This window comes from Dehalococcoidia bacterium (assembly GCA_041653995.1).
In the GTDB taxonomy this organism is placed as follows: domain Bacteria; phylum Chloroflexota; class Dehalococcoidia; order GIF9; family UBA5629; genus CAIMUM01.
The window spans coordinates 214,866-240,593 of sequence record JBAZEK010000001.1 but is presented as its reverse complement, the minus strand read 5'-3'; the positions used below and the strand labels follow the sequence as shown (position 1 = coordinate 240,593).

21 protein-coding genes and 3 tRNA genes are annotated in these 25,728 nt (G+C 50.5%); 11 read left to right on the top strand and 13 right to left on the bottom strand.

The genetic code is table 11. From position 1 onward, the window contains the following. Window positions 1-109: 109 nt before the first annotated feature. The 5 genes from WC359_01160 to WC359_01140 all read left to right on the top strand — a co-directional run bounded on the left by WC359_01160 (window position 110) and on the right by WC359_01140 (window position 2,224). Window positions 110-185, top strand: a tRNA-Lys gene (locus WC359_01160). Window positions 186-299: 114 nt separating this feature from the next. Then, window positions 300-656 carry a hypothetical protein gene (locus tag WC359_01155; protein ID MFA5399041.1) on the top strand — a complete coding sequence of 119 codons (357 nt, stop codon included), beginning with the start codon at window positions 300-302 and terminating at the stop codon, window positions 654-656. Between the two features lie 211 nt (window positions 657-867). Next, window positions 868-949: transfer RNA gene (locus WC359_01150), tRNA-Leu, on the top strand. 35 nt (window positions 950-984) lie between these two features. Beyond that, window positions 985-2,049, top strand: coding sequence for a branched-chain amino acid aminotransferase (locus tag WC359_01145; protein ID MFA5399040.1), 1,065 nt, complete (start codon window positions 985-987; stop codon window positions 2,047-2,049). A gap of 98 nt (window positions 2,050-2,147) precedes the next feature. Next, window positions 2,148-2,224: transfer RNA gene (locus WC359_01140), tRNA-Ile, on the top strand. A gap of 70 nt (window positions 2,225-2,294) precedes the next feature. Here WC359_01140 and WC359_01135 read toward each other — a convergent pair. From WC359_01135 to WC359_01120, 4 genes are all read right to left on the bottom strand, one after another. Beyond that, window positions 2,295-3,584, bottom strand: coding sequence for an MFS transporter (locus WC359_01135; GenBank protein MFA5399039.1), 1,290 nt, complete (start codon window positions 3,582-3,584; stop codon window positions 2,295-2,297). A 71-nt stretch (window positions 3,585-3,655) separates the two neighbouring features. After that, window positions 3,656-5,215, bottom strand: coding sequence for a long-chain-fatty-acid--CoA ligase (locus tag WC359_01130; GenBank protein MFA5399038.1), 1,560 nt, complete (start codon window positions 5,213-5,215; stop codon window positions 3,656-3,658). Between the two features lies 1 nt (window position 5,216). Next, window positions 5,217-6,509, bottom strand: coding sequence for a thiolase family protein (locus tag WC359_01125; protein ID MFA5399037.1), 1,293 nt, complete (start codon window positions 6,507-6,509; stop codon window positions 5,217-5,219). 42 nt (window positions 6,510-6,551) lie between these two features. Continuing rightward, the gene (locus WC359_01120) at window positions 6,552-7,304 is read right to left on the bottom strand and encodes an SDR family oxidoreductase (GenBank protein ID MFA5399036.1); all 753 of its coding nucleotides are present in this window, start codon (window positions 7,302-7,304) and stop codon (window positions 6,552-6,554) included. Window positions 7,305-7,475: 171 nt separating this feature from the next. On the opposite strand from WC359_01120, the gene WC359_01115 reads away from it, so the two are divergent. From WC359_01115 to WC359_01105, 3 genes are all read left to right on the top strand, one after another. Beyond that, window positions 7,476-8,090, top strand: a complete 615-nt coding sequence (locus WC359_01115; GenBank protein ID MFA5399035.1) for a TetR/AcrR family transcriptional regulator — start codon at window positions 7,476-7,478, stop codon at window positions 8,088-8,090. Between the two features lie 312 nt (window positions 8,091-8,402). Further along, a complete protein-coding gene (locus tag WC359_01110; GenBank protein ID MFA5399034.1) occupies window positions 8,403-8,687 on the top strand; it encodes a hypothetical protein in 285 nt (94 codons plus the stop codon). Further along, window positions 8,680-8,889, top strand: coding sequence for a YtxH domain-containing protein (locus tag WC359_01105; protein MFA5399033.1), 210 nt, complete (start codon window positions 8,680-8,682; stop codon window positions 8,887-8,889). The genes WC359_01110 and WC359_01105 overlap by 8 nt, the downstream gene beginning before the upstream one ends. A gap of 213 nt (window positions 8,890-9,102) precedes the next feature. On the opposite strand, the gene WC359_01100 is transcribed toward WC359_01105, so the two are convergent. Then, entirely contained in the window at window positions 9,103-9,915 is an 813-nt protein-coding gene (locus WC359_01100) for an SDR family oxidoreductase (GenBank protein MFA5399032.1), read from the bottom strand. A gap of 336 nt (window positions 9,916-10,251) precedes the next feature. On the opposite strand from WC359_01100, the gene WC359_01095 reads away from it, so the two are divergent. Next, a complete protein-coding gene (locus WC359_01095) occupies window positions 10,252-11,754 on the top strand; it encodes an NAD(P)/FAD-dependent oxidoreductase (protein MFA5399031.1) in 1,503 nt (500 codons plus the stop codon). Window positions 11,755-11,870: 116 nt separating this feature from the next. Here the strand turns inward: WC359_01095 and WC359_01090 are convergent, their stop codons facing one another. Genes WC359_01090 through WC359_01080 form a run of 3 tightly spaced genes read right to left on the bottom strand, consistent with a single transcriptional unit; the run spans window position 11,871 to window position 15,171 of the window. Then, window positions 11,871-12,836: a DUF1648 domain-containing protein gene (locus WC359_01090; GenBank protein MFA5399030.1), complete on the bottom strand. Its 966-nt coding sequence runs from the start codon at window positions 12,834-12,836 to the stop codon at window positions 11,871-11,873. Window positions 12,837-12,864: 28 nt separating this feature from the next. Next, a complete protein-coding gene (locus WC359_01085) occupies window positions 12,865-13,713 on the bottom strand; it encodes a PAS domain-containing protein (protein ID MFA5399029.1) in 849 nt (282 codons plus the stop codon). Between the two features lie 18 nt (window positions 13,714-13,731). Beyond that, a complete protein-coding gene (locus WC359_01080) occupies window positions 13,732-15,171 on the bottom strand; it encodes a CoA-binding protein (GenBank protein MFA5399028.1) in 1,440 nt (479 codons plus the stop codon). A gap of 145 nt (window positions 15,172-15,316) precedes the next feature. Here WC359_01080 and WC359_01075 point away from each other — a divergent pair, with 145 nt between their 5' ends. Further along, entirely contained in the window at window positions 15,317-16,312 is a 996-nt protein-coding gene (locus WC359_01075; GenBank protein MFA5399027.1) for an NAD-dependent epimerase/dehydratase family protein, read from the top strand. 1 nt (window position 16,313) lies between these two features. Next, window positions 16,314-17,075 carry a DUF1295 domain-containing protein gene (locus WC359_01070; GenBank protein ID MFA5399026.1) on the top strand — a complete coding sequence of 254 codons (762 nt, stop codon included), beginning with the start codon at window positions 16,314-16,316 and terminating at the stop codon, window positions 17,073-17,075. 31 nt (window positions 17,076-17,106) lie between these two features. Here WC359_01070 and hemW read toward each other — a convergent pair whose 3' ends face one another. The 5 genes from hemW to glgP all read right to left on the bottom strand — a co-directional run bounded on the left by hemW (window position 17,107) and on the right by glgP (window position 25,718). Continuing rightward, complete coding sequence (gene hemW / locus WC359_01065) at window positions 17,107-18,210, bottom strand: radical SAM family heme chaperone HemW (protein ID MFA5399025.1); 1,104 nt, start codon at window positions 18,208-18,210, stop codon at window positions 17,107-17,109. A gap of 9 nt (window positions 18,211-18,219) precedes the next feature. Beyond that, a complete protein-coding gene (gene lepA / locus WC359_01060; GenBank protein ID MFA5399024.1) occupies window positions 18,220-20,043 on the bottom strand; it encodes a translation elongation factor 4 in 1,824 nt (607 codons plus the stop codon). Window positions 20,044-20,086: 43 nt separating this feature from the next. Continuing rightward, window positions 20,087-22,393, bottom strand: coding sequence for a phosphoenolpyruvate synthase (gene ppsA, locus WC359_01055; protein MFA5399023.1), 2,307 nt, complete (start codon window positions 22,391-22,393; stop codon window positions 20,087-20,089). A 110-nt stretch (window positions 22,394-22,503) separates the two neighbouring features. Next, window positions 22,504-23,484 carry a 6-phosphofructokinase gene (pfkA, locus tag WC359_01050; GenBank protein ID MFA5399022.1) on the bottom strand — a complete coding sequence of 327 codons (981 nt, stop codon included), beginning with the start codon at window positions 23,482-23,484 and terminating at the stop codon, window positions 22,504-22,506. A gap of 89 nt (window positions 23,485-23,573) precedes the next feature. After that, entirely contained in the window at window positions 23,574-25,718 is a 2,145-nt protein-coding gene (glgP, locus tag WC359_01045) for an alpha-glucan family phosphorylase (GenBank protein MFA5399021.1), read from the bottom strand. Between the last annotated feature and the right edge of the window lie 10 nt (window positions 25,719-25,728).

The window sequence follows — 25,728 nt, the reverse complement described above, 5'->3', positions numbered from 1 at the left end:
TAAAAACCAGCCCCTACGTTTTGTGTCGGGGCGTACCTTCAGGTGCGCCCGCACACGTATACCCTGTTTGACTAAAAGCTTGGGGTGATGCTACCATATTTAGTCTTTCGGGCCGCTAGCTCAATTGGTAGAGCAGTTGACTCTTAATCAACCGGTTCACGGTTCGAGTCCGTGGCGGCTCACCAGGTTTCTTTTACAGGTTGCTTCATTCCGGGACAGCTATCTAAGTATTATTCCCTATTCCAATATTATCCGTCAGGGTATATAATGAATTTTAAGGAATTATAAAGGAGGATAATATGGCAGTTGACAAAGCAAGGGTAGTCGGTCTTATCGGTTTCTGGGCTTTAATCGTGGGGCTTGTCATTGCTCTGGTTGCAGGGCTGGTACTCCCCGGAAATGCCATCATCGCTATCATACTGGTTATACTCGGCATCATAATCGGCTTCCTCAACATCACACCCAAGGAGGTTCAGGCTCTCCTTCTGGCATCGATCGCTTTGATCGTGGTCGGCAACGCATTCGCGCCGCTTAAGTTCCTGGGTGTCGATACCTTCATCGCAGGCGTGCTGGCCTATGTCACGGTGCTGGTTGCCCCGGCAGCCGTCATCGGCGCCATCAAGATGCTCTGGACCATCGGCAAACCTGGAGACTAATCGAACAGTTTTAACTCGACTGCATAATACGATATCGAAAAAAACAGGGAAGCCGGCTCCGGCTTCCCTGTTTTTGTTTACCAGCTATGCTTTTAAATGCCGACCGGAGATTGTAACTTGCAGACAGTGTGGCGTACAATGATTATCCGAGATAGGACACGCGTAGCTTCGCCAGAGTATATCTGATAGAATAGCAGGCACTTTTCAATACGGGGGAGTGTCGGAACTGGCAGACGAGCATGACTTAGGATCATGTGCCGCAAGGCGTAGGGGTTCGAGTCCCCTCTTCCCCAGTTACCAAATAAATAACAAAGGTTAGGTGACTTCAATGGAGATGCAGATCAGGAAAACGAAGAAAACAAAGATCCACAAGGTGGATTTTTCGGGTCTTGGCTTCGGCGATGTCTTCAGCGACCATATGCTAAGGATGGAGTACAAGAACGGCAAATGGGGCCCGGCCAGGATCACGCCGTTCACACATATACATATGCTGCCTTCATTGACCGTCCTGCATTACGCCCAGGCTGTTTTCGAGGGATTGAAGGCTTTTAAAGCCAAGGATGGTACCATCAACGTGTTCAGGGCTGACAAGCATATCGAACGCTTCAACCGCTCCTGCCATCGCTTATGCATTCCCGAGATCGATAAAAAGGTCTTCATGGATGGAATCCTGAAGCTGGTGGAAACTGAACGTCAATGGGTGCCCAAGCAGAAGGGCTACTCTATGTATATCCGGCCGTTTGTCTTCGCCTCCGATAACAACCTGGGGGTCCACGTCTCCAAGACGTATAAATTCTTCATAATACTCTCACCTGTGGGCGCCTATTATAAAGAAGGTATGAACCCGGTCAAATTGATAACAGCGATCGAGCACACGCGCGCCTCCGAGGGAGGTACGGGCTTTGCCAAGACACCGGGCAACTACGCGGCCAGCCTGTATGCGGCACACGAAGCGCAGAAGAAGGGCTACACACAGGTACTCTGGCTGGACGGTATGCAGAAGCATTACATCGAGGAAGTCGGTACCATGAACGTGTTCTTCTATATAGGGGACGAGCTTATCACACCGCACCTGGGCGGCACTATACTGGCCGGGGTTACGCGCGATTCAGTGATCCACCTTGCCCGGGATTGGGGCATGAAGGTCGTGGAGCGCAAACTGTCTATGGACGAGGTCATCGCGGCCTGGGAGTCCGGCAAACTCAGGGAAGCCTTCGGCACGGGCACGGCGGCCGTCATTTCTCCCATAGGCTCGATCACACATAAAGAGAAGACGATAGTCATAAGCGGCGGCAAAATCGGCGCTCTTTCAACGAAGCTGTACGATACCATCACAGGCATCCAGTACGGCGAAAAGCCGGACAAATTCAGCTGGATCACCAGGATTAAATAGAACTGAGCGGGCGCCGCCCGCTAAATTTAGCTTTAAACGGCGGCGCCCGCTATTTGACACATTTTCAGCACAGAATATATACTTTAAGTCTGCATTTTGGGCCATTAGCTCAGTTGGTTAGAGCACAGTCCTGATAAGACTGGGGTCTCTGGTTCGAATCCAGAATGGCCCACCATTTCAATATCTTAAGCTAAAACAATAGCCATTCAAGACAGTTACCAAACCATCCAACTGCGAATTAATTTTTACTCTGCAATGAGCTGTTCATGCCTGACCTTTTCGATATCGGCGACGTAGCTTTTGGAGGCCATGAAGTAGCAGAAGGCGCCGAGGATACCCCCGGCAGAAGCTATGGTCAAGGCAGTACCCAGAGCCTGTGCATTTTGCCCGAGTGCATCGGAGATAGCTCCTACAACATAAGGGCTCCAGCCTCCGCCAAAGACATACATGCAGAAGACAGCGAGTCCCACGACCAGGCCCTTCTGGGCTATCGGGGCGACATCCTGTGTCATAGCATTCAGACTGGGCATGCCCATGACATTTAGCACGCCGTAACAGACTACCAGTATCATACCTATGCCCTTAAGCTGTAAGTAAAGTGCAGCGGCCAAGCAGAGTGCGCTCAGTCCGACTGTTATGGCCGGTAAATAAAGCCTTCCCCTCGGGTTCTTTTTAAACCAGATATCCGCGAGGATGCCGCCCACGGGTGAGCCGACGATGGCAGCCAGTACTATGGGTACCATCACCGTATTGGCGGCCGCAACATCCACACCCCAGGCCCTGCCCACAAAGGCCGGCGTCCAGAACAGGAATGCCATGGTCATAAAGGCAACCATGCCGTATCCGAACATTGTCCAGACCAGTGAAGGTATTTTAAAAAGGGTTTTTATTGAAGGCCAAAAGGTCACCTTCACTCCCGTGCTTAGCGTTGTGGCGACGCTCTTGTAGTCTTTCATAAAAAGTGCCAGTATGCCGAGGATGACGCCGGGAATAGCGAAATAAAGAAAAGGCGCTTGCCAGCCCTGACTTTTGGCTATCGCTCCTCCCAGCACTGATCCAAGCAATACTCCAAGTGGCACTGCTATGTTAAAAATGCCCAGGGCAGCACCGCGTGATTTTGCAGGATAGGCAGCCCCAATCATTGCTATACCGCCGGGCATGAAACCAGCCTCGCCAACACCGACCATGCTGCGCGGGACAAACAAGGACCAGAAGTTCCAGGCTTTGCCGGTCAGAAAAGTGAAACCACTCCAGAAAATTGCCATGATTGCCATTGCCTTGCGCCTGCTCCAGCGGTCAATTATATAGGCTACCGGGAAAGAGCAAAGTGCCATACTGAGTATAAATGCTGAACCAATAACCCCTATGTCACCATCATTCAGCTTCAGGGCGGCCTTCATCGGTTCTACCACCGCAGCTAATACCTGCCTGTCCATGTAGTTGATCATATAGAGTAGTGTGCAGATTATCAGTATATAGAGCGATGCCCCCTTGCCGGCTTTGTATTTTTTTGAATCGACGGTATCTTCAGCCACTGATCACCTCCTAACGTTGGTTATCAAACAAGAATCTGCAATATTGCTTCTATAATCGAAGACAGATACGTCTAATTCACCCTTCTGGTTTTACCCTGCCAGTAGGGCTCACGCAAGGCTTTCTTATCGATTTTACCGATTAAGGTGTGCGGCAATTGATCTTGAAAGATGACTTTTTTCGGCTGCGCATATTTTGATAGTCTATCTTTACAGTAGTTCTTTATCTCCTCTTCAGTAACATCACCCTTGCGGACAACGCAAGCGGTTACTGCCTCGCCCCAGCGTTCATCAGGTACTCCAATAACTGAAACTTCATTGACCTGCGGATGTTTCCTGATTACCTCTTCGACCTCCGTCGGAAATACATTCATTCCACCACTGATGATCATGTCCTTTTTACGGTCAACGATATAAACGTAGCCTTCCTCATCCACTCTACCCATATCGCCGGTATGTAACCATCCATCTACTATAGTCTTGGCTGTGAGTTCCGGTTGATTTAAATAGCATTTCATCGTATACGGAGTATTAATGATGATTTCCCCGATTTGGCCAATAGGTAGTTCATTGCCGGAATCGTCAACTATTCTCAGTGAGACCATGATGTCAGGCCTGCCACAACTCTGGAGCAGGGAGGGATGGTTCAGTGCTTTAACGTGATCTTCAACCGTTAGAGTGGTGATCATATTTGGACATTCAGTCTGTCCGTATCCCTGGACCAGTACGGGGCCGAACGTTTGCAGCGCTTCAGCCAATCGGGTTTCCGATATGGGCGCGGCGCCATAGACAATTAATCTCAGTGAACTGATATCATATTGTTTCTGCTTTAAGAACTCCAGCAATACGTATATGATAGTGGGGACCAGGAAGATAGTGGTTATTTTTTCCTTCTCGATCAATTCGAGCGCGCGGACAAGATCCACAGTTTTTTCAATGAGAAAATTTGTACCTTTGACAGTTCCGGCCAGCATTAATGTGCCTGCGCCATGTGACAGCGGCGTCATAAGCAGCATTTTGTCATTTGTCTGATAAGGCAAATCAACACTGTGAGCCACCATATCAAAGAAAACCCCTTTCTGACTCAGAACTACTCCCTTGGGTTTGCCGGTAGTCCCACCTGTAAAGGCGATAACTGCATCGTCGTCAGGTGCAGAATCAGGAATTATTTCGCGATCGGGCTGATTGTTCTTAAAATCATCCCAGCTGATGAATTTTCCACCAGAATTTCCGCCTACGACAACAATATGTTTGAGCGCAGGCAGGTTATCTATCATAGCCTTCATTTTGTCTACGAATGACGCATCGATGATTGCCATTTTGACATCCGCCTCTTTTAAGATATAGGCGATATCACTCTCACTAACATTGAGATTAAGCGGCACCAGAGTGGTGCCGGATTTTAATATTCCGAAATCCGCCACAACATAATCAACACCGTTGGGGAGGATAATAGCCAGCCGATCATTCGTGGTATATCCGAGGTTTCGAATACCATTGGCCACCCTGTTAGAGTCCTTGTCAATATCGGCGTATATGTAATCAAGGCCATCCACCCTGCAAAATAAACGGTCCCTGTGTTTCTTGAAAGCGTTGATAAAAAGAGCCTGCGCTGTTTGGATATCTCCTGACATGCTATTTGCCTCCTTTATTTCTTGTTAAAATCGTAACTGCACAACAGAATTCATCAAATCCGACAACACCGCCCCCATTTTCGATCAGTCCTATTTGCGGATCCTTAACCTGTCTTTTATCTGCCTCACCGCGAAGTTGCAGGACAATTTCATTTATCTGTGAAAGGCCTGTCGCACCTATCGGGTGCCCCTTGGATTCGAGCCCGCCTGACGTATTTACCGGCTTTACACCGTCAAACCTGGTCGCGCCTGACTCGGCTAATTTCCCACCCTGTCCCATAGGACAGAACCCGAGCATTTCTGTAATTGCAATCTCCGCTATTGCAGTGGCATCGTGAGTTTCTGCCAGCGAAATATCCTCGGGTTTTAAGCCGGCCATTTTATATGCCCGTTCTGCTGCCCAATATGAGATCGAAGGACCGTCTATTGTTTGCCTGTATCCCGTTGCTACCGCGCTTGCAAGGACTTTGACAGCCCTTTTTTGTATGCTTACGGGTAACCTGTTTAAGTAATTGGCTGAGCATAGCAGGGCTGCTGCTGCACCATCCCCGATCGGTGCGCACATGGCACGCGTGAGCGGCCAGCTAACAACATAGTCATTCAGTACCTTGTCAACCGGTACCTCAAACTGATATTGGGCTAAGGGGTTCAATGAACCATGGAAGTGGTTTTTAGAGGCCACTGCTGCAATTTGCTCACGCGTGGTGCCCCATTTCCACATATGCCATGCCGCCAGCGTGGCGTAAACATCCATAAGCAAGGTATGGTCGGTCTTCATCCCCCATTCTTTATTGCTAATCTCGCAAATCTTCCTGTATTGTTCTGCCAAACGGGGAAGTTCGGCTATATCTGTCCCGCTGCCTATATTCTCTATAACTTTATCGAGATGGTTGGGGAAAAAGACCTTTTCAGCGCCTATGGCAAGGGAAAGGTCACACTGATCGGACAAAATATCTTTCCAGGCCCCATTAAAAGCCACAGATCCACTTGAACACGCACTTTCCACGTTATAGATCGGAATTGACTTTGGGAACAAACCTTCCTGGACGAGTGGAGCCAGTGCAATGTGACCCCTCAGACTCATCTGAGCTACGGAGCCAGGATCATTTTCTCTGGGTGGCATTCCAAATCCCCAGCCGCAATTCGAAAACCATGTAGATTGAATGCCTTTGCCATCTATCGCCGCATCCTCGAGCACGCCAAGGAAAGCCATCCTGGTAAGGTCTTTTACCGATTTATCGGTCCATCTCTTGAACTGCGTGGAGAAAGAACCTATAACGTATACCTCTTTCACAAATTAACCTCCTTTTGTATCCCGATACTGATTAACTGAAATCTATATCATTGAGAATCCGCCATTTACCGAATATACCTGGCCGGTGATCCATGCCGCACTATCTGATGCCAGAAAAACAACAAGCGCAGCTGGTTCCTGGGGCAGGCCTAATCTGCGCAGCGGGTATGCTTTTATCAAACGTTGTTCTATTTCCGGCGTGATAAATGGCATTATTAATGGGGTCTTGGTTGCCCCGAGTGATACGCAATTTATGTTGATGCCATGCTGTCCAACTTCCCTTGCAAGCGCCTTGGAAAATCCCATAACCGCGGCTTTTGCGGCCGAGTACGTAGCCTGAAAGGCTTCTCCGACCCTACCAGCGTCTGAAACGATATTGATAATCTTGCCATATTTACGCACGATCATGTGGTTGATTAGTTCTCGTGTACAATGCAGTGTCCCGAAAAGGTTGACACCGAGATCAACCATCCAGTCATCCGGCGTAGTATCACCAAAGTTTTTCAGGACACCGAATCCCGCATTGTTCACAAGGATGTCAACTTTCCCGGTAATTTTTACTGCTTCTGCCATCATCTCTTTTACTTCTACGTAATTGGTTATATCGGCTTTCATGGCAATAGTTTTACCGGGCAAACCAGATAAAATCCTGGCCGTCTCATCAGCCTTTTCCAGGACTAAATCGGCAACAATGATTGTTGCCCCGGCTTCACAGAAAAGGCGTGTGATTTCACGGCCAACACCGCTGCCCCCACCAGTCACAACAACAACTTTATTACGGAAGCTTAAATCCATGACAATCCTCTCCTACGCTAACATACTGCAGTCGGTTACTTCAGTATGTTAATATGTTATTATATGTATAGATAAGTGTCAAGCAGCTGGGCAAAATGCTTTTTTCTAAATAGGATTAAGTGTAATATTTATGTTAATATTTGAAAGGACAAGCTAAAGGAGAATTTAAATATGCCGAAATCCAAGATGACAATGCGGAAAGCACGTGCGTTATCTACAAGGAGAGGAATATTCGATACCGCAGTATCTTTATTTGCCAAAAAGGGATATTCCAAGGTAACCGTTGATGATATCTGCAATAAAATGGGGCTCTCAAAAGGTGCCTTTTATAATTATTTCAAGTCCAAGGACCAGATCATAATGGAGGGTTTTATTGCATATGATGAATACTACCGGACGGATGCCTTAAAAGAGATCGCAAACTTCAAGGGATGTATTGATCAATTAGTAGCATATAACCGATTAGTGCTTAATAAGATTATCCAAACCGGTAAACCAACTATGCAAGCCGTTTTTCATAGTGAGATGGGATTCAAGAAAAGAGCATCTTACATCAACTCGGAGAAGCGGTCATTATATATAGTTGGTGAATCTCTTGTAGCGGAAGCTCAAAAAGCTGGAGAACTGAGAACCGATTTAAGCAGTAAGCAGATCACAAATATAATAGTGCGAAGCCTCAGAGGCATAGTTTACGACTGGTGTCTTCCAGGAAGCAAGGTTGACCTTGAGGAGGCGGGAGAAGACATGCTGAAAGTATTGATAAGCGGTTTGTCTACACATCAATAACTGATAAAACCAGCCATTAGTACCTTTATATCATCCAAAAGTCTGAATGCTCGGTACTAATTCAAATCATACCATCATATCTACCAGAGCCATACTTAAAGCTGTTCCTCGTTGCATGCGGCTTTATGCATAATGTTCTCCACGGTGGGGGTCGATTTACTTTAACAAATAGGTTTGGGGAACAAACCGATAAAAGAGTATTAGGAGGAGATAATTCATGGGGAAAATTGATTATGGATAAATCTTTGCCGTTTTGCCTTCCCAATCCATCTTTTGAAATCGTCGGTTACACTGATTAAGGAGGTGTACTTGGTGGAATTATCTTCTTGGCGCGATATCATCCTCATCATCTGGGGACTGGTAGCTACTATAGCAATGGTGTTCATATCGATCATTCTTTTCCTGTTTTATCGTAAAACTATTGCGGTGCTTGACTCAACGGATTTAATGGTAAACAAGGTCAGCGAAATTGTAGATTACGTTAATGCGGAAGTTGTAAGGCCGGTAAGCCGGTTTGGTACGATGATCCAGGGGATAATGCAGGGCATCAGCATATTTGGCAGTATATTTAAGAAAAAGGAGGATCAAGATGAATAGAGATGCAAGTTCAGGTTTTTTATCCGGATTACTTATGGGAGCAGTAATCGGTGCTGCTATTGCGTTACTGTATGCGCCTCAACCCGGGACAGAAACCAGGCGCATGGTCAAAGAAAAAGCGCTGGAAGTTAAAGAGAAGGCTGCAAAGGCAGCCAGTAAAATCAAGGAATCTGTCGGTTCCGTTATTAAAGTCGAAGAGTAATAAAACTATCTTCTCCAAATAATATTACCTGATTTAGTTTCTTTAGTCCTATCAGTACAATTCTAAGGCCTGGCGTGTAACATACCCCTGTTACAGCCAGGCCTCAATCTTAATTGCTGCTTTGGCTCTGGAGCGTCCCTTTATCAACGCAGCCGTATCATCTTATCCTCCCACTATCACTGAATGACAATTACTCTTATCGCTTCAGCCATTTCAACACCTCTCTATACGGGATTTTATATTTTTTTTCCCTATCCGTTCCAGTACCGGCCAGAGTTTGGTAACGATCCACGGCCAGCACATGATTATCTTGGAAAAAATACCGGTCGCAGCGGGAGCACATATCTCAGGGCTGCCTTTTTCGATCGCTTTTATGACAGCCTGAACGATTTTCTGGGGTTTTTGTGCTTCGCCCAGGAATGTAAGCGGAGATCCCCCGTGGGAGGCCTCGTACTTCAGCATGGGGGTATCGACGGAATCGGGGAAAATGGTTGATACTTTGATGTTATGCTTGCTCAGTTCTATGGCAAGAGTCAGGAAGAATCCCCTCAAGGCGAATTTCGATGCTGTATAAATCGAGCTGTAGGTTTCAGGAACCAGACCGGCCAGCGAGGAAATAGTCACGATATGCCCCTGCTCTGCAGGTATCATGACAGCCAGGACGCCCTTGCTGCAGTTGACCGCCCCCATGAAGTTCACCTTCATCTGGGCGTCGATATCTTCATAGTCGCAGTTTTCGAAAAGAGCCGGCCTGATAATGCCTGCGTTGTTGATCAATATGTCAATCTTTGAAAACCTACTTACGGCTGCTTCCACGAGCTTTTTTACGTCCGCCCTGTCTGTGATATCGCATTGAACGATCAGAGGATCTGATTTCAGGTCGGAGGCCAGCGATTTCAGGCCGTTTAAATTAATATCAGCCAGAACGAGATTTGCGCCTCTCCTGTCCATCTCCTTTGTCAGTGCCGTACCTATACCGCCGGAAGCGCCTGTAATAATAACGATCCTATTCAGGAAGTCGTACATCTGCTCTCAATCAGCCTCCAGAACGATAATATCCAGGATAACCCCGTCTGTCACGATTTCCACTATAGAATCTGTCCTGTATTCCGAGATATACTCTGCCTATACCCGTTTGGCAACTTAACTGCAATTATATCACCCAGCTTCCCGGGCGTAATGCTATAATGAGCTATCACAAATAATCAATGCTTCAAACCTGTCGCCTCGTTGCGATTGTAGCAATGATTTATCAGAGCAGATGTAAACTGGACAAAAAAAACATGGCTACTGTACAATTGAGCCGCTGCGAATTTGGATTGACTGGTCAATCAATATTTAATTAGTGTTGGGAGGTATCGTATGTCTGATTACAATGTGATCGTTATCGGCGCCGGTATCGGGGGGCTGGCTGTATCCGCTCTGATGGCCAAACAGGGTCGCAAGGTTCTCCTGATTGAACAGAGCGAAAGGGTTGGGGGATGCTGTTCCACTTTCGAACGGGAGGGGTACCATTTCGACCTCGGCGCCTCCCTTATCGAAGACATCCAGGTGATGGACTGGTGCTTCCAGCGCCTGGGCACCACCCTGGCACAGGAGGTCGAGCTGATACCTCCGCACCTCATCTTCTCTATTATCTTCAAGGACGGCTCCCGGATGCGCTATCCCAAGTCTATCGAGGAATCGGCGCAGGAGATCGCTAAGGTCGCCCCGGAGGATGTCAAGGGGTGGTATGACTTCTGCAAGTATATGAAGGCGTTCAACGACGCGGCGGTGGAAGGGTTCTTCGTTAAACCGGCCAACACGCTGGGCGATGTCGTCCGCATGTTCCAGCAGACTCCCACCATGCTGAAATATATGCCTCTCTTCAACGGCAACTACGAGGGAGTATTGAAGAAGTTCTTCAAGAGCGAGAAAATCCGGGAATCACTTTCATATCAATGCTTTTACGCGGGCCTGCCTCCGGAGCTCCTGCCCGGCCTTTACGCCGTGATACCCTATTCGGAGCATGAAGGGATTTACTACAGCAAAGGAGGCATGGTAGCCATACCGGCGGCATTCAGACGCGTTGGCGAGAAGCTCGGCATGACGACCAGGCTGAATACGCTGGTAAAGAAGGTCATGGTCAGGGACCGCCGCGCTATTGGGGTCGTCCTGGCCGACGGCAGCGAGATCACGGCCGATCTGGTGATATCCGATATAAACGCCAAGAACCTGTACCTGGATCTGATCGGTGAAGAACACCTGCCCTCTATAGTCCGAACAGGCGTTAAAAGCTACGAGTACTCGATGTCGACACCGACTGTTTACCTTGGGGTTGATTACGACCCGCCGCTGGAATCGCACCACACGCTGGCCACCATCCCCATGGAGGAGATGAACAAATACTGGTGGGATGAGTACGAGCAGGGAAGTTACCCGGCCCAGCAGTTCGGTATTATAAGCTGCACTACACGATCCGATCCCGATCTGGCGCCCAAAGGACACAACATCATTATCCTGACCATGGGGCCGGGGCCCTATAAGCTGGAAGGCACGACCTGGGAGGCGGAGAAGAAAGACCTCTTGCAGAGGATCATTAATTATTACTCCGAGAGGTATATACCCGACCTGGAGAAGCACGTCCGCGTAGCGGAATTCTCAACTCCGGCCGATTTTGAAAGAAGGCTGCTCTCTCCCGAGGGCGCCATCTACGCGCTCAGGCAGGATGTGCCTCATGCGATTTGCTTCCGTCCAGCAGCAAAGTCCAAGTCCATCAAGGGGCTCTACCTGGTAGGCGCATCGACCCATCCGGGCGGCGGCGTACCGGTGGTCACAGCCTCGGCCATGAACGCGGCTGACCTTATCGAGAAATATGAGAAATAGAGCAGGTGAATGTTATGAATAAGAAAAAGAAACGCATCGGCTTTTTCGCGAACATACTGCGGCAGGTCCGTTATATGATCCCGCGCTACTTCGTTTAAGGTCTGAACCGGCCGGGCTCATCCCCTGACCAAGTCTATCACCGCAGCCAGGTGCTCCGGTCGGTCGGAGCCTATGAGGTATTTCTTACCGTCACCGGCAGTGATCTTGACGCCGCGGTCACCCTGCAGATAGTAGGCTTTCATCTCGCTGTTAAAACGTATCCCGTAACCACCGAAGTCCTGCAGCGGCGAGAATGAATGCACCTCCACACCGGTAATATCCGCCGTTTTTAACTGCAGCAGCTTGATGCCCAGCAGGCCCATTCTGACCGTGACCATATCCCGCGTGACCTGTGTGCGAAAACCACCGTAGGTTCCGATCATCGCCAGAGCAATCAAACCCAGTATAATCGATAGCCAGGGAAGCAATGCCCAGGTAAAGACAGCCGCCACAATCATGATCAGCGGCACGATCACCATCAGCACTCCCACGTACGGCGGATTCTGCGATTCCCAGTACGATACGGGTTGCCCCGCCTGTACTACCCGGGTTATCTCCTCTGCAACCCGGCTCACGTCCTCTATAGCCGGCTTCTTCTCATAATGCCGGTACGGGCGAATAAGCTCCAATACTACGGCCATGCCGGTTCCCAGACCGCAGGCCGCGACCATTTCAATCCAGGGGAAAGAAAAAATCATTTGCGCGGAAGCGAGCATATTCACATAGGCAATCTGCACACCGCACATGCTCCCTATGGCAAACTCATCGAAAAGCGACATCCAGTTGAAGGTCTTCTTCTTTTCCTGGCGCGCCCAGAGCTCGTCAAGCCATAACGAAAGAATAAGAAATCCAACCGATAGCCCCAGCAGCAGAGATGAGCTGATCCAGGGAGAGCCATACGTATTAGGCTGACCGCTGAGATCAAAACGCACCGGGGCCGGGTCAGGTAGCGGGAGAGCTTTAATTGTGAAGTATACCGCCACAAGGATTAATAGCAATGCGGGCAGATGCGTCCACAAAGGATGCACCAGTTTGCCTTTCATTTTCGAACTTCCCCGGATATGTTAGTTGTTATAACGATTCCTCCTCACGTACGATCTCCCGAACTCCTCCCAGAATATACTCCCTCCCTCCTATCTTGATGACGCGCACCCGCACGGACACCGGCACTCTTGTGCCATCCTTATGCATATGTATGGTCTTAAATGCTCCCAGTTTGCGCACTACGGTCTTTTTTAAACGGATCTCGGCTTTTTCCCTCAGCTCCTGCGCATTAATATCCAGAATATTCAATTGCGTGATCTCGTCCGGTGCATAGCCAAGGCATTCGCATACAGCTTTATTGACATACTTAATATTGCCCTTCATATCCAGCAGAAAGATCGAGTCCGTCACCTGGTCGAGCATCTCAGCCCGCAGGGTCAACTCATCCTGCGCCTTCTTCTCCTCGGTTATATCACTGAAAAAAGCCATTACAGCCGGCCGTCCCATGTACATAACACGCGTGCTGAACGGCTTGATATACTTGATCTCGCGGGTTTTGCTGACAAAAGGCCACAGTGTTGCATCGTATGTCTCGTCACCGGCCTGTACCAATGCAAAACGCGCCGACAACTGCTGGCGATACTTGGGGTGGGCTATCTCGATGACGGACTTATTTACTACTTCATCGAATTCATATCCCAGTATATCGCAGCCCGCTTTATTGGCCCACACTATTATCTCATCCTGCATAAGCACGACGCCTTCCTTGATCTTCTCCACGTAGCTGTAAATGATAAACTGCATCTCATGAAGGGTCGTGTCCAGAGTTTTTAACTGAGTGATCGTTTCCTCAAGCAATCTGATGCGCTTACCAAGATCTTCGATCTGCCATGTCAGCGGCCCGGCCAGGTGGTCCTGCGGCTGCATCGTCATCATCCCCCTCCTGCACAATGATTAATCCCGGGCAAATCTCCTCCACCATGCCGCAACCCTCGCCATGGCCAGCCCTGCCTTTTCAATAGAATGAAACACGGGCAATCCCTCTTTTACGAAAGCGGCCTGCACCTTGAGCAACTCCTCCATTCCAACCATATCCGAGGCCTGCCCCAGCGCCATTATCACCGGTCTGTTGATCTCCTTATGCGATTTATGTAAAGCCTCTGAAGCCGGTTTCAGGAAAAATTCGCTGGAGTAGATGCCCTCACCCCAGCGGGTTACCGGATGGAATCCCATATGATACATTATCATGTCGATGCCAGGGGAACATCCGATCACTTTCAACGTATTATAGATCACATCAGGATAGACGAGATTGGTGGCATCCAGCGGATTGGTGAAGATACCGCCCTCATTGGGCAGTAAACTCCTGAGTTGAGCCTGCACATCGGAAGACAGCGCAGACAGTTCAAGCCCCACAACCTCCATGTGATCGCCGGCCTCGACGCTGGGCCCACCTCCAACACCTACAACTGCAATGCCTTTGCCCGACGGGTAAGGACGGGCGAACCTCAGAGCCACCAGGACGTCGATCAGTTCCTGTATATCGCCAACCTGGATGGCGTTGGCCTGGCGGCATATTGCTTGAAACGCCTTTATAGAGGATGTCATGCTGGCTGTGTGGCTCATGGCCGTCCTCAGTCCGGCTTCGGTAGTGCCTCCCTTATAGACCACCACCGGTTTCTTAGCGCAGGCCTTCTCGAGAACACGTCGAAAACGTTTGCCCTCCCTCACGCCTTCGATGTAGATAGCTATTATATCCGTCCCGGTATCGCTTGTGAAGTATTCCAGTAATTCACATTCACCGATATCCAGCGCATTTCCATAGCTGATGACCTTGCTGAAGCGCAGGCCGCGGGATCCGGCGTGCATCGGCATGTCCTGGGAATGCCCGCCGCTTTGCGACATGAATGCTATGTCTCCCGGCTGCATCGGCATGCGGCTGGACGTGGTCAACCTGGCCTCGGGCACGAAAAGTCCGGTGCAGTTAGGTCCGATGATGCGGAATCCGCCGTCGCGCGCCTTCTGCAGCATATCCCTCTCCAGCTCGGCGCGGCTCCTGTCGCCGCTTTCACTGAAACCGGCTGTGAAAAAATGCACCGACATCACGCCCTTTCCGGCGCAATCATCAAGGACGTCCATGGATTTTTCGGCGGGGATACATACTATGACGTGGTCCACCGGCCCGGGTATAGCCGAGATGGAAGGATAGCAGGTAAGCCCGAAGGCCTCGCTGTGTCTGGGATTTACCGGGTAAATGGCTGGAAAACCGGCCTCTTTCAACGAGCTGACAGCCCATGCCGCGAAAGACATGATATTGTCAGGCGAAGCGCCGACTATGGCCACACTGCTCGGATGAAATATCTCATCCAGTGTGAATGAACCTGGCTTGGACATGGCATTTATCATATCAATATAATACCGCTTTATCAACGCACGCAGCAGTAGCCGTTATATCGTCTGCGAACACACATTTGACATGGCACTGCCGCCTATTTAAACTTGCAGAAGTCTTTAAGTTTAACTTCCTGTTTCCTTACATATGATTACAGCTGTAACCGGAGCTTCCGGACATGTCGGCGTAAATCTTGTCCGTTCTCTGATCGCCCGAGGAAGGAATGTGCGTATCATAGCGCACAGCAGCACGCTGGGTCTGGAGGATCTTAAAGTTGAGCGCCGCAACGGCGATGTCAGTGACCTGGATTCCATGATCCATGCATTTGAAGGCGTTTCGATTGTATACCATCTGGCTGCATATATATCGCTATTGATGAGCGACCGCGTACGATGCAGTACTGTTAATATCGAAGGTACCCGCAACGTGATAGAAGCCTGCCGCCGCAACGATGTCAAACGGCTTGTACATTTCAGCTCCATTCACTCCCTCTGCAACGAGCCTCTGGATGTGCCGATCGATGAAACTCGGCCACTGGTTGAATCGCCGAAGTCTGCGCCGTATGACCTCTCCAAGGCTTCGGGTGAGAGACTGGTACGACAGGCCGCCGTCGCGGGCTTTGATGCGGTGATAATTAATCCTACCGCTGTTATCGGTCCTTATGATTACAGGCCATCGCATTTCGGGCAGGCTCTGATCATGATGGCCGAAGGCAGAATCCCTGTTCTGCTCGAAGGGGGTTTCGACTGGGTGGACGCCAGAGACGTGGCCGAGGGCGCCATCAAGGCTGAGCAGACCGCACCCGCGGGCTCGAATTATCTGCTCTCCGGCACATGGCTATCGGTGAGAGAAATAGCAACTATTGTATCTCAGATGGCAGGTAGGAAGCCGCCTGCACTGGTATGCCCGGTACCGGTGGCCGGGGCCTGCGCTCCTGTTGTGACGGCAATATCCCGCTGGACAGGGGTCAGACCGCTCTTTACCAGCGTTTCTTTAAAGGCCCTGGCCGGCAACCGCAACATTAACCACGCTAAAGCCACGCGTGAACTCGGATATGAACCGAGGCCTATCAAAGAAACCCTGTCGGATACCATCAACTGGTTTATGGACAACGGCTTTATAAAGAGACGAGGGCATCGTTAGAATGACTTCGGACGCTACCTACAATATCCTGTTGATCACCTGGCTGGTGCTTTGTCCCCTTATTTTTGTCAGTCTTTCCTTCATCGCCGCACCGTACGGCCGCCACATTAAGAGCGGATGGGGGCCTTCAATTGACAGCAAACTCGCCTGGGTGATCATGGAGGCCTGGTCGCCGTTGATATTTATCGCATCTTTCATACTGGGGAAAGCGCCGCTCTCGATCCCATCGGTGATCTTCCTGCTGATGTGGGAAGCGCATTACATACATCGTGCCTTTATATACCCTTTCAGCTTGAAGAATTCCCATGATAAAATGCCTCTTTCAATCGTATTTTCAGGCATTTTCTTCAATATGATGAATGCCTGGCTGAACGGATACTATATTTTCACGCTGTCCGGCGGTTATCCCGATCAATGGCTGATCGATCCTCGCTTCATCGCAGGCGCCGCGCTTTTCATCTCGGGTTTCGTTATCAACAGGCACGCCGATTATACGCTGGCCAGGCTGCGCAGGCCCGGAGAAACCGGTTATAGAATACCTTATGGAGGATTATATCGCTGGATATCATGCCCCAATTACTTCGGCGAGATCCTGATCTGGCTTGGATGGGCGCTGGCCACCTGGTCGCTGGCCGGGCTGAGCTTCGCACTGTGGACCATAGCCAACCTCGCGCCACGCGCCATGTCGCACCATGCCTGGTATCACCAGCGCTTCCCTGATTATCCCGCCGATCGTAAATCACTCTTGCCCGGCATATGGTAAACGATCAGGCTCGGATACCCGACAAGGCACATTAGCCTATCACATCGATAAAAACACTGTTGGATGTCAGCACACAGGCGGGCTGCAAACGGAAAACAGCCCTTTCACGAGCCAGCGACCGCCGCTTTACAAGCTCATTCAGCCTTGCTTCCAGCCCTTCAATTACATTCCGCCCGTATTTTCCGGCCATTTCCTGCATGTCCAGGCCTTCCTGAATAAGCCGCAGACGCAGCATCGCCTCTTCACCTGCTTTACGTGCGTCTTCCAGACACTCCTCCCCTTCCCGGCCGGACAAAGGGTCAGCCAGATATCGCTCCAGCCTGGGTGTGTTCCTGAAGCGACGTCCACCGAGGTGCGAGGCGGCCGCCGGACCTAACCCGAGATACTCTCCCCCCCTCCAGTAATTGAGGTTGTGCAGACACTCGCTGCCCGGTGATGCAAAATTCGATATCTCATAATGCACAAAGCCGCGCGTCTGTAGAATGTCGACGGCGCACTCGAAAAGGCTTGCCTGCTCATCTTCGTTGGGTAAATCAGGCGGAGGATACCGATAAAAAGAGGTGCCCTTTTCGATTGAAAGGCAATAAGCTGAAATATGGTTTACGCCCGCGCCTATCAGGATATTCAGCGTGCCTGCAAGGCTTTGTGCTGTCTGGCCGGGCAATCCTATCATGATATCCGCCGATACATTGCGCAAACCGACGGAAAAGGTCGTCTTGACAGTCTCAAGCGCCTGCCGCCTGTTATGGGCCCTGCCTGACTTTTTAAGCTCATCATCGTTCAACGACTGTATCCCGATGGAGATCCGGCCGATGCCGAGCCTGTACAGCGCCGCCAGCAAGTCAATCCCGGCTGACTCCGGATTAACCTCGACTGTCGCCTCCCCTAAATCAGCAAGATCGAATATCCGCCGAAGGCCGCATATCAACTTCTCCAGCCTTTCAGCTCCCAGTATACTGGGGGTACCGCCCCCGATAAAAAGCGTAGCGAAGTCCATACCACGGTTGCTGTCGGCCTCGGCCAACAGAGCATCGATATACCCATCCATCAAATCAGGTTTTGCATAAACCGAATAGAAATCACAGTAAAAGCATTTGCTGATGCAGAAAGGTATGTGAATATAGAGGCCTCTCATATCAGCAGCCTAATCCTCAATCTTCATGAGCGACAGGAAGGCCTCCTGGGGTACCTCTACAAAGCCGACCATCTTCATCTTTTTCTTGCCTTCTTTCTGCTTTTCCAGCAGCTTCCTTTTTCTTGTTATGTCGCCGCCGTAGCACTTGGCCAGTACGTCCTTGCGCATGGGAAAGATGTCCTCCCTGGCAATTATCTGTGAACCGATGGCCGCCTGCAGCGGGATCTTGAAGAGGTGCTTGGGAATGGTCTTGCTAAGTTTGTGGATGAGCGCCCGGCCTCTGGTGGCCGCATTCTCCCTGGGCGCAATATATGAAAGTGCGTCCACAGGCCCATTGTTGACCAGTATATCCACCTTGACCAGGTCTCCAGCCCGGTATCCGTTCATTTCGTAGTCCATGCTGGCATATCCGCGGCTGACACTCTTGAGCCTGTCGTAAAAATCCGTGATCATCTCAGCCAGCGGCAAATCGTATATCAGTATGGCGCGCTTATCATCGGGATGCTCGATGCCCACCAGGACACCCCGCTTGGCATCGGATAACTCCATGCATGGCCCCACATAGTCCGACGGAACTATAATCCTGGTCCTGATGATAGGCTCTTCGATATGGTCTATCTGTCCCTCCGGGGGAAATTTGGAGGGATTATCAAGCATCAGCACTTCGCCATTCAGGCAGATAACACGGTAAATGACCGATGGCATGGTAGCTATAATATCCTGTTCATATTCGCGCCTGAGCCTCTCAAGGGCTATCTCCATATGCAGCATCCCCAGGAATCCTATTCGATATCCGTAACCCAGGGCAGCCGAATTTTCTTTCTCGAACACAACTGACGAATCATTGAGTTTGAACTTATCAAGCGCAGCTCCCAGCTTGGCATAATCACTGGTGATAATGGGATAAATCCCGCAGTACACCATCGACTGCGAAAGCCTGAAGCCCGGTACCGCGGCCACCTCCGGATGGTCGGCGGCCACGATAGTATCGCCCACATGTATCTCGCCGGCGTTTCTGATGAGCGCCACGGCATACCCGACCTCTCCGGCCAGAAGCTGTTCAGATTGAGCCAGCCCCAGGCTGAAATAGCCCACCTCCTCAATCTCAAATACCCGTCCGGATGACTTCAGCATGATTTTGTCACCCGCAGCGATACGACCCGAGAAGACGCGCAGATGCGGAATGACCCCACGATAGGGATCGAAAAACGAATCGAAAATGAGGCACTTCAAGGGATCTGTCTCACTCCCTGACGGCGGAGGGATCCGCTCAACGATGGCCTCGAGCAGCTCAGCTACTCCGCGCCCATCCTTGGCCGAAACATGCAGTATATCTTCAATGCTTAGACCCAGCATGGTATAAAGTTGCAAGGCGCAATCATCAAGCATGGCGCCGGGAAGGTCGATCTTGTTGATTACAGGAATGATCTTCAGACCTGCATCGATAGCCAGGTTGGCATTGGCTATGGTCTGCGCCTCCACACCCTGTGTGGCATCCACCAGCAGGACAGCGCCCTCGCAAGCTTCCAGGCTGCGTGATACCTCATAGCTGAAATCGACATGGCCCGGCGTGTCTATGAGGTTTAATATGTATTCTTTTCCGTCCGCCGCTCTGTTGGGTATGCGGACCGACTTGGCCTTGATCGTGATACCCCTCTCCCTCTCAAGGTCCATGCTGTCCAGCATCTGATCCATGCTGGTCTTTCTGATCAGGCCCGTCATCTCGAGTATGCGATCGGCCAGTGTGGACTTGCCATGATCGATATGAGCGATGATGCAAAAATTGCGAATATTATTCATATTAAAATAGTAAATGCAGGATAACCGCTGCATTAAAAGCAGTTATCCTGCAATTGCCGCTGCTGATATTATTATACTATTCCCGGTCGAATTCCCTCTTCAAAGCCGCTTTGAGCAATACGCGCTGCTCGGCGGCCGCGATATTATGCCGTGTGCGGTCTATGACGTCCGGATTTACCGATACGGACGTGATCCCCCATTCGACCAGTTTCTCTGCGTAGTCCGGGTAGTTGGAGGGCGCCTGCCCGCAAATGGAGCAGGTTATACCCATTTTCTGAGAGGTTTTTACTATCGATTTAATGGCTTCCATCACCGCCTTGTCCCTTTCATCATAGAGAGGGGCGCATATCTCACTGTCGCGGTCCACGCCCAGGACAAGCTGCGTGAGATCGTTTGACCCGATGGATACACCGTGAATACCTGCCCTGGCATAGTCTTCAAGCCAGTAAACCGCTGAGGGCACCTCGGCCATTACCCAGAGCTGCATCTCCCTGTCATCCATCAGACCGCTGTCATCTATGATTTTCTTGCAGCGTTTAAACTCCCATAGCGTTCGCACGAACGGGATCATGAGATGAAGGTTCTTATCCAGCTCCCGAACCTTCTGAAGGACCTTCAGCTCGAGCTCGAAAAGGTCCGGATTCATCACATACCTGTAACAACCCCGGAAGCCTATCATAGGATTCTGCTCGACACTCTCATACTTGTCGCCACCCCTCAGGTTACGGAATTCATTGGTGCGGAAATCGATAGCCCGATAAATGACCGGTCTGGGATGAAACGCGCGTGTAAAGATGCGCAATTTCCTGACCATGGCATCGATGAACTGGTTGCTCTTGCCTTCCTCCATAAGCTGCCTGGGGTGCACGCCGTCACAGGCATCGATGACCATGAACTCCGCCCTGAGCAGGCCTATGCCGTCAACATCTTCCTTGGCGATCCTCTCAGCTTCATGAGGCATGGCCAGATTAACGTACAGCTTGGTCGCTGTAACAATAGGCGCCGTCTTGGCCACCACCCGGGTGCCCGGCTCCTCGGCCTTCTTATCCTCTTTAAGTTTCCCTTCATAAACGATGCCGTGTGTTCCATCGACTGTCACCAGCATTTTATCACTGAGAACCTTGGTTGCATTACGGGTTCCCACCACGCAGGGCAATCCCATCTCACGCGACACAATGGCAGCGTGGCAGGTCACACCGCCGCCGTCAGTGACGATGGCAGAGGCCTTTTTCATCAAGGGAACCCAGTCAGGCGTTGTCATCTCAGCGACCAGCACATCACCGCTTTCGAATCCATCGTCTTTATCGGGTGATGCCAGAACCCGCACCTCCCCACTGCCACGGCCCGGGCTTGCCCCCAGGCCCCTGATCAGCTCCCTGCTCTCCTCCGCATCGAGTTCTTCAGAAACGACTCCAGCAGCTCCGATCAAGGTGGTAATCGGCCTGGATTGCACCATATATACCTTCTTGCCTTCCATGGCCCACTCCGTATCCTGTGGACTGCCATAGTGCTGCTCGATCTTCATGCCCAGCCTGGCGATCTCTTGCACTTCAGCATCGCTGAGCACTGGCTGTTCGGCCTCTTTATCGCTCAAATCGACATTCTTGTTTCGGCCTTTTTCATCACGTATGATTTTGAAGTTTTTATGTGATATCCTGGCGTCCTTTACCTTCAGGCTGCTTTTTTCCACCTCGTAGTAATCGGGCGACACCAATCCACCTACTACAACTTCACCCAGGCCGAAGGCGCCCTCGATCACCAGGCTGCTCATGTTTTTATTGCTCGGATCGGCGGTAAACATGACACCCGCTTTATCGGAGTTGACCATTTTTTGTACGACCACGGCTATCACAGGCTCATCCAGGAACTCCTTCTTGGCACGGTAAAAGATCACCCTTGCACCGTATAAAGAGGCCCAGCATTCCTTTACTTTCCTGATCAGGTCCTCTTTGCCGTGAACGTTGAGAAATGTTGCATTCATACCGGCGAACGAGGCCTGCTCCGAGTCCTCCATAGTGGCGGATGACCTTACCGCCACGAACAGCGCCCTGGACGAATCCTTCTTCGACAGTTCCTCATAAGCCTTGATGATCTCCTCCTTGATATTGGCCGGCATCTCTGTACCTACAATCAGCCCCTGCACTTCCCTGGCCTTGGCCTGAAGCTCCGCCGTATCATCTACGTTGATCCCCTCCATGGAATGTGCGATCTTCTGAGAAAGCCCGCTTTCCGTGTTGAACAACAGATAGGCCTGCGCAGTTACGACAAAACCCGGGGGCACGGGGAGCCCGGCTTTCACCAGCTCTCCAAGGTTTGCGCCTTTGCCGCCGGCCTTATTAACGTCAGCTTTGCCGAGATCCTCGAACCATTTGACTATCTCCATGGGTAAACCTCCTCAGATTATTAGAAATACAACCGGGTTTTCCATTTCGCAATGCTTCTTATTGTCCGATAACATGGTCAGTAGCAGAATATTCGAGAAACCATGAGATTTTACTGAGATAGAACGGGTATATATTTGAGGAAACGTTCATCGATGGTCTTTTTCTTTTGCCAGGTATCCTTGAAGGGCGTGTAGACGATCTCGCCCTTGACCTCTCCGACAGCATGCCCCTTTTTCCCGTTCACCAGGCCTTCAACAGCGGCGACGCCCAGGCAGCTGGCAAGAATCCTGTCTGCGGCTGTGGGTGATCCTCCCCTCTGTATATGGCCAAGCGTGCACAATCGCGTCTCGACCTTGAGGCGCATCTGCACATACTTCTCGATATTGATGGTATCATCGACGGTGTTTCCCTCGGCAACCACAATAATACTGCTTCTCTTGCCCCGTTTGAAGCTCTCCCTGAGGTTCTGGCAGAGTTCCTCCACATCCATATGGATCTCCGGAATAATGATCTGTTCGGCGCCACCCGCCAGGCCGACTGTAAGCGCGATAAATCCGGATTTCCTGCCCATCACCTCGACAAAGAATATCCTTTCGAAGGCGCTGGCGGTATCCCTGATGCGGTCGATGGCGTCCAGGGCAGTATTAACAGCCGTATGAAATCCAATCGAAAAATCCGTGCCCCAGATATCATTATCGATGCTCCCGGGTATTCCCATAAAGGCAATGTCGCTTTCCTCAGTCATAGCCTGGGCAGCATGGAATGAGCCGCCGCCGCCTATTATCACGCAAGCATCGATCTCCTGAGACAATAAAGCATCAATAGCCTTCTTGCGACCTTCTACCTCCATCATCTCGGGGCAACGGGAGGTCTCCAGGATGGTTCCACCCTTTTGAATTATATTGGCCACAGATCGCTGGTTGAATTTCTGGAATTCACCGGCTATTAAGCCCGAGAATCCGCGACGTATGCCGACTACTTCCATCTCGTGGAATATGGCACTGCGGACAACGGACCTTATGGCAGCGTTCATGCCGGGCGCGTCTCCACCGGATGTAAGGACTCCGATTTTTCTAAGTTGCTTCTTCATTTCAATTATAATTCATCTAATAGATTACTGAATTTTCAATCATATCACAATACGTATATGGGACAATGCGCGTCCATTCATAATACGCTTTATTCAAGATTGTTTGTTTCAGCGTATTGCAGAGCTTTCAGGTAGAACCTCTCGACATATTCGCCGGCCATCCTTGATGTATTGAAATGCGGCGCGTTTGAGCGTATGCTCTCTTTCATCATTTTTACCCAGCCGTGTGGCGTGCCATTGATGTCGCGATCATAGTAAAGCGGTATCACGTGATCTTCCAGCAGCTCGCAGATGGCATCCGCCGTCACGTTATCGCGGTCCATTGAATCGATCCGACCTCTTTCATCCACGGCCCAGCCGTTGTCGCCGTTGTACCCTTCAAACCACCAACCGTCCAGTATGCTTAGATTAACCGCACCATTCGCCGACGCCTTTTGACCACTCGTCCCGCTGGCCTCCATCAACGTTAACGGTGTGTTTAACCAGACATCCACTCCGGCCACCAGATCCCTTGCCATATGCATATCGTAATCTTCAACAAAGGCGATCCTTCCACCATAATCGGGATCCTTGGCATAGCGGTAAATCTGTTGTATCAGCCGTTTGCCATCGTCGTCCTGAGGATGAGCCTTGCCGGCAAAAATAATCTGCACAGGCTGCATCTCATGATTCAGTATTTTCTTTAGCCTTTCAACATCTTTGAAGATGAGTGAAGCTCTCTTATATCCCGTGAAGCGTCTGGAGAATCCAATGGTCAGCACATCGGGATCTAACAATGCTCCCATAGCCAGTGGCTGTATGGCGGCAACTCGGTCATGGGACCACCTTTCACGTGCACGGTCCAGTATTGCTCCGACCAGTTTAAACTTCAGCCAACGATGTATGGTCCAGATCGCTTCATCAGGTATATCATTTACACCGTCCCATCTTTCCCTCTCAGCCTGATGATCTTCCCAGTCATCTCCCAGGAATCGACTGAATAGAATCTGGATCTGGGGCGCCGTCCAGGTAGGCAGATGTACGCCGTTGGTTATAGATACAATGGGCACCTCGGACTCGGGCTTTTCCGGCCACAGGCCATGCCACATGCTGCGGCAGACCTCTCCGTGCAGCTTACTTACACCATTTCTGTAGCCTGCCAGTTTCAGGCCAAGTATCGTCATATTGAAGGAGTCTTTGTTCTGCTGGCTGGTCCCAAAATCAAAAAATTGCTCCCTTGTGATTCCAAGCTCCCCCCAATAGGAGTGAAAATACCTGTCGATGATATCGGGTGCAAAGGTATCGTTACCTGCGGGCAACGGTGTATGCGTGGTGAATACCGACGTCTCAGCCACAGACTTAAGCGCGGCATCCAGCGGCATGCCCGATTTAATGAATTCGCGAAGGCGTTCCACCAGCATAAAGGTTGTGTGTCCCTCATTAGCGTGCCAGACTGCGGGTTTCAGTCCCAACGCCCTTAGTATGCGCACGCCGCCGATACCTATTACCAGCTCCTGAAGTAACCTCAACTCCCTGTCTCCGCCATACAATCTGGCTGTTAATCCCCGATAGGCCTGGGGATTCTCCTCAAGATTTGTATCCAGCAGATACAATTTAACGCGGCCTACGTTCAGAAGCCAGGCCGCGACCTTGATATGAACACTATCCAGAGGGACCTGAACAGTCAGAGTTTTACCGTCATGGTCCATCACCCGTGAAACCGCGACTTTATCATAGCCCAGTTGCTCATACACCTCGGTCTGCCAGCCGTCCTCCGATATATGCTGATGAAAATAACCCTGCGGGTACATGAAACCCACCCCTACCAGCGGTATACCGAGATCACTGGCTGCTTTGCAGTAATCTCCCGCCAGTACACCCAATCCGCCGGCATAAAGCGGCAACGAGTTGTGCAGGGCAAATTCCAGTGAAAAGTAGGCTACTGATTTGTCGCCGTGCTGTGGATATTTCGTCATAAACCAGGGAGGATTGACAAAGAGGCTCTTGCGATACTCCTCCATAGTCGCGTCGTAGCTGCTCAGGTAATTGGCGTCCTCGGCACAGGCCACCAGTTGGTGATACGGTATTTCCGTTAATAACCTGACTGGATTATGTGCGGTATTCTTCCAGACCAGCCTGTCAAGTCTCCTGAACAGGTTCCTGGCTTCAGGATGCCAGCTCCACCACATATTATAGGCAAGCTCACCCAATCCCGATATGCGCTCAGGTATTATCATCTTAATATGTTCTTTCATAAATATCCTG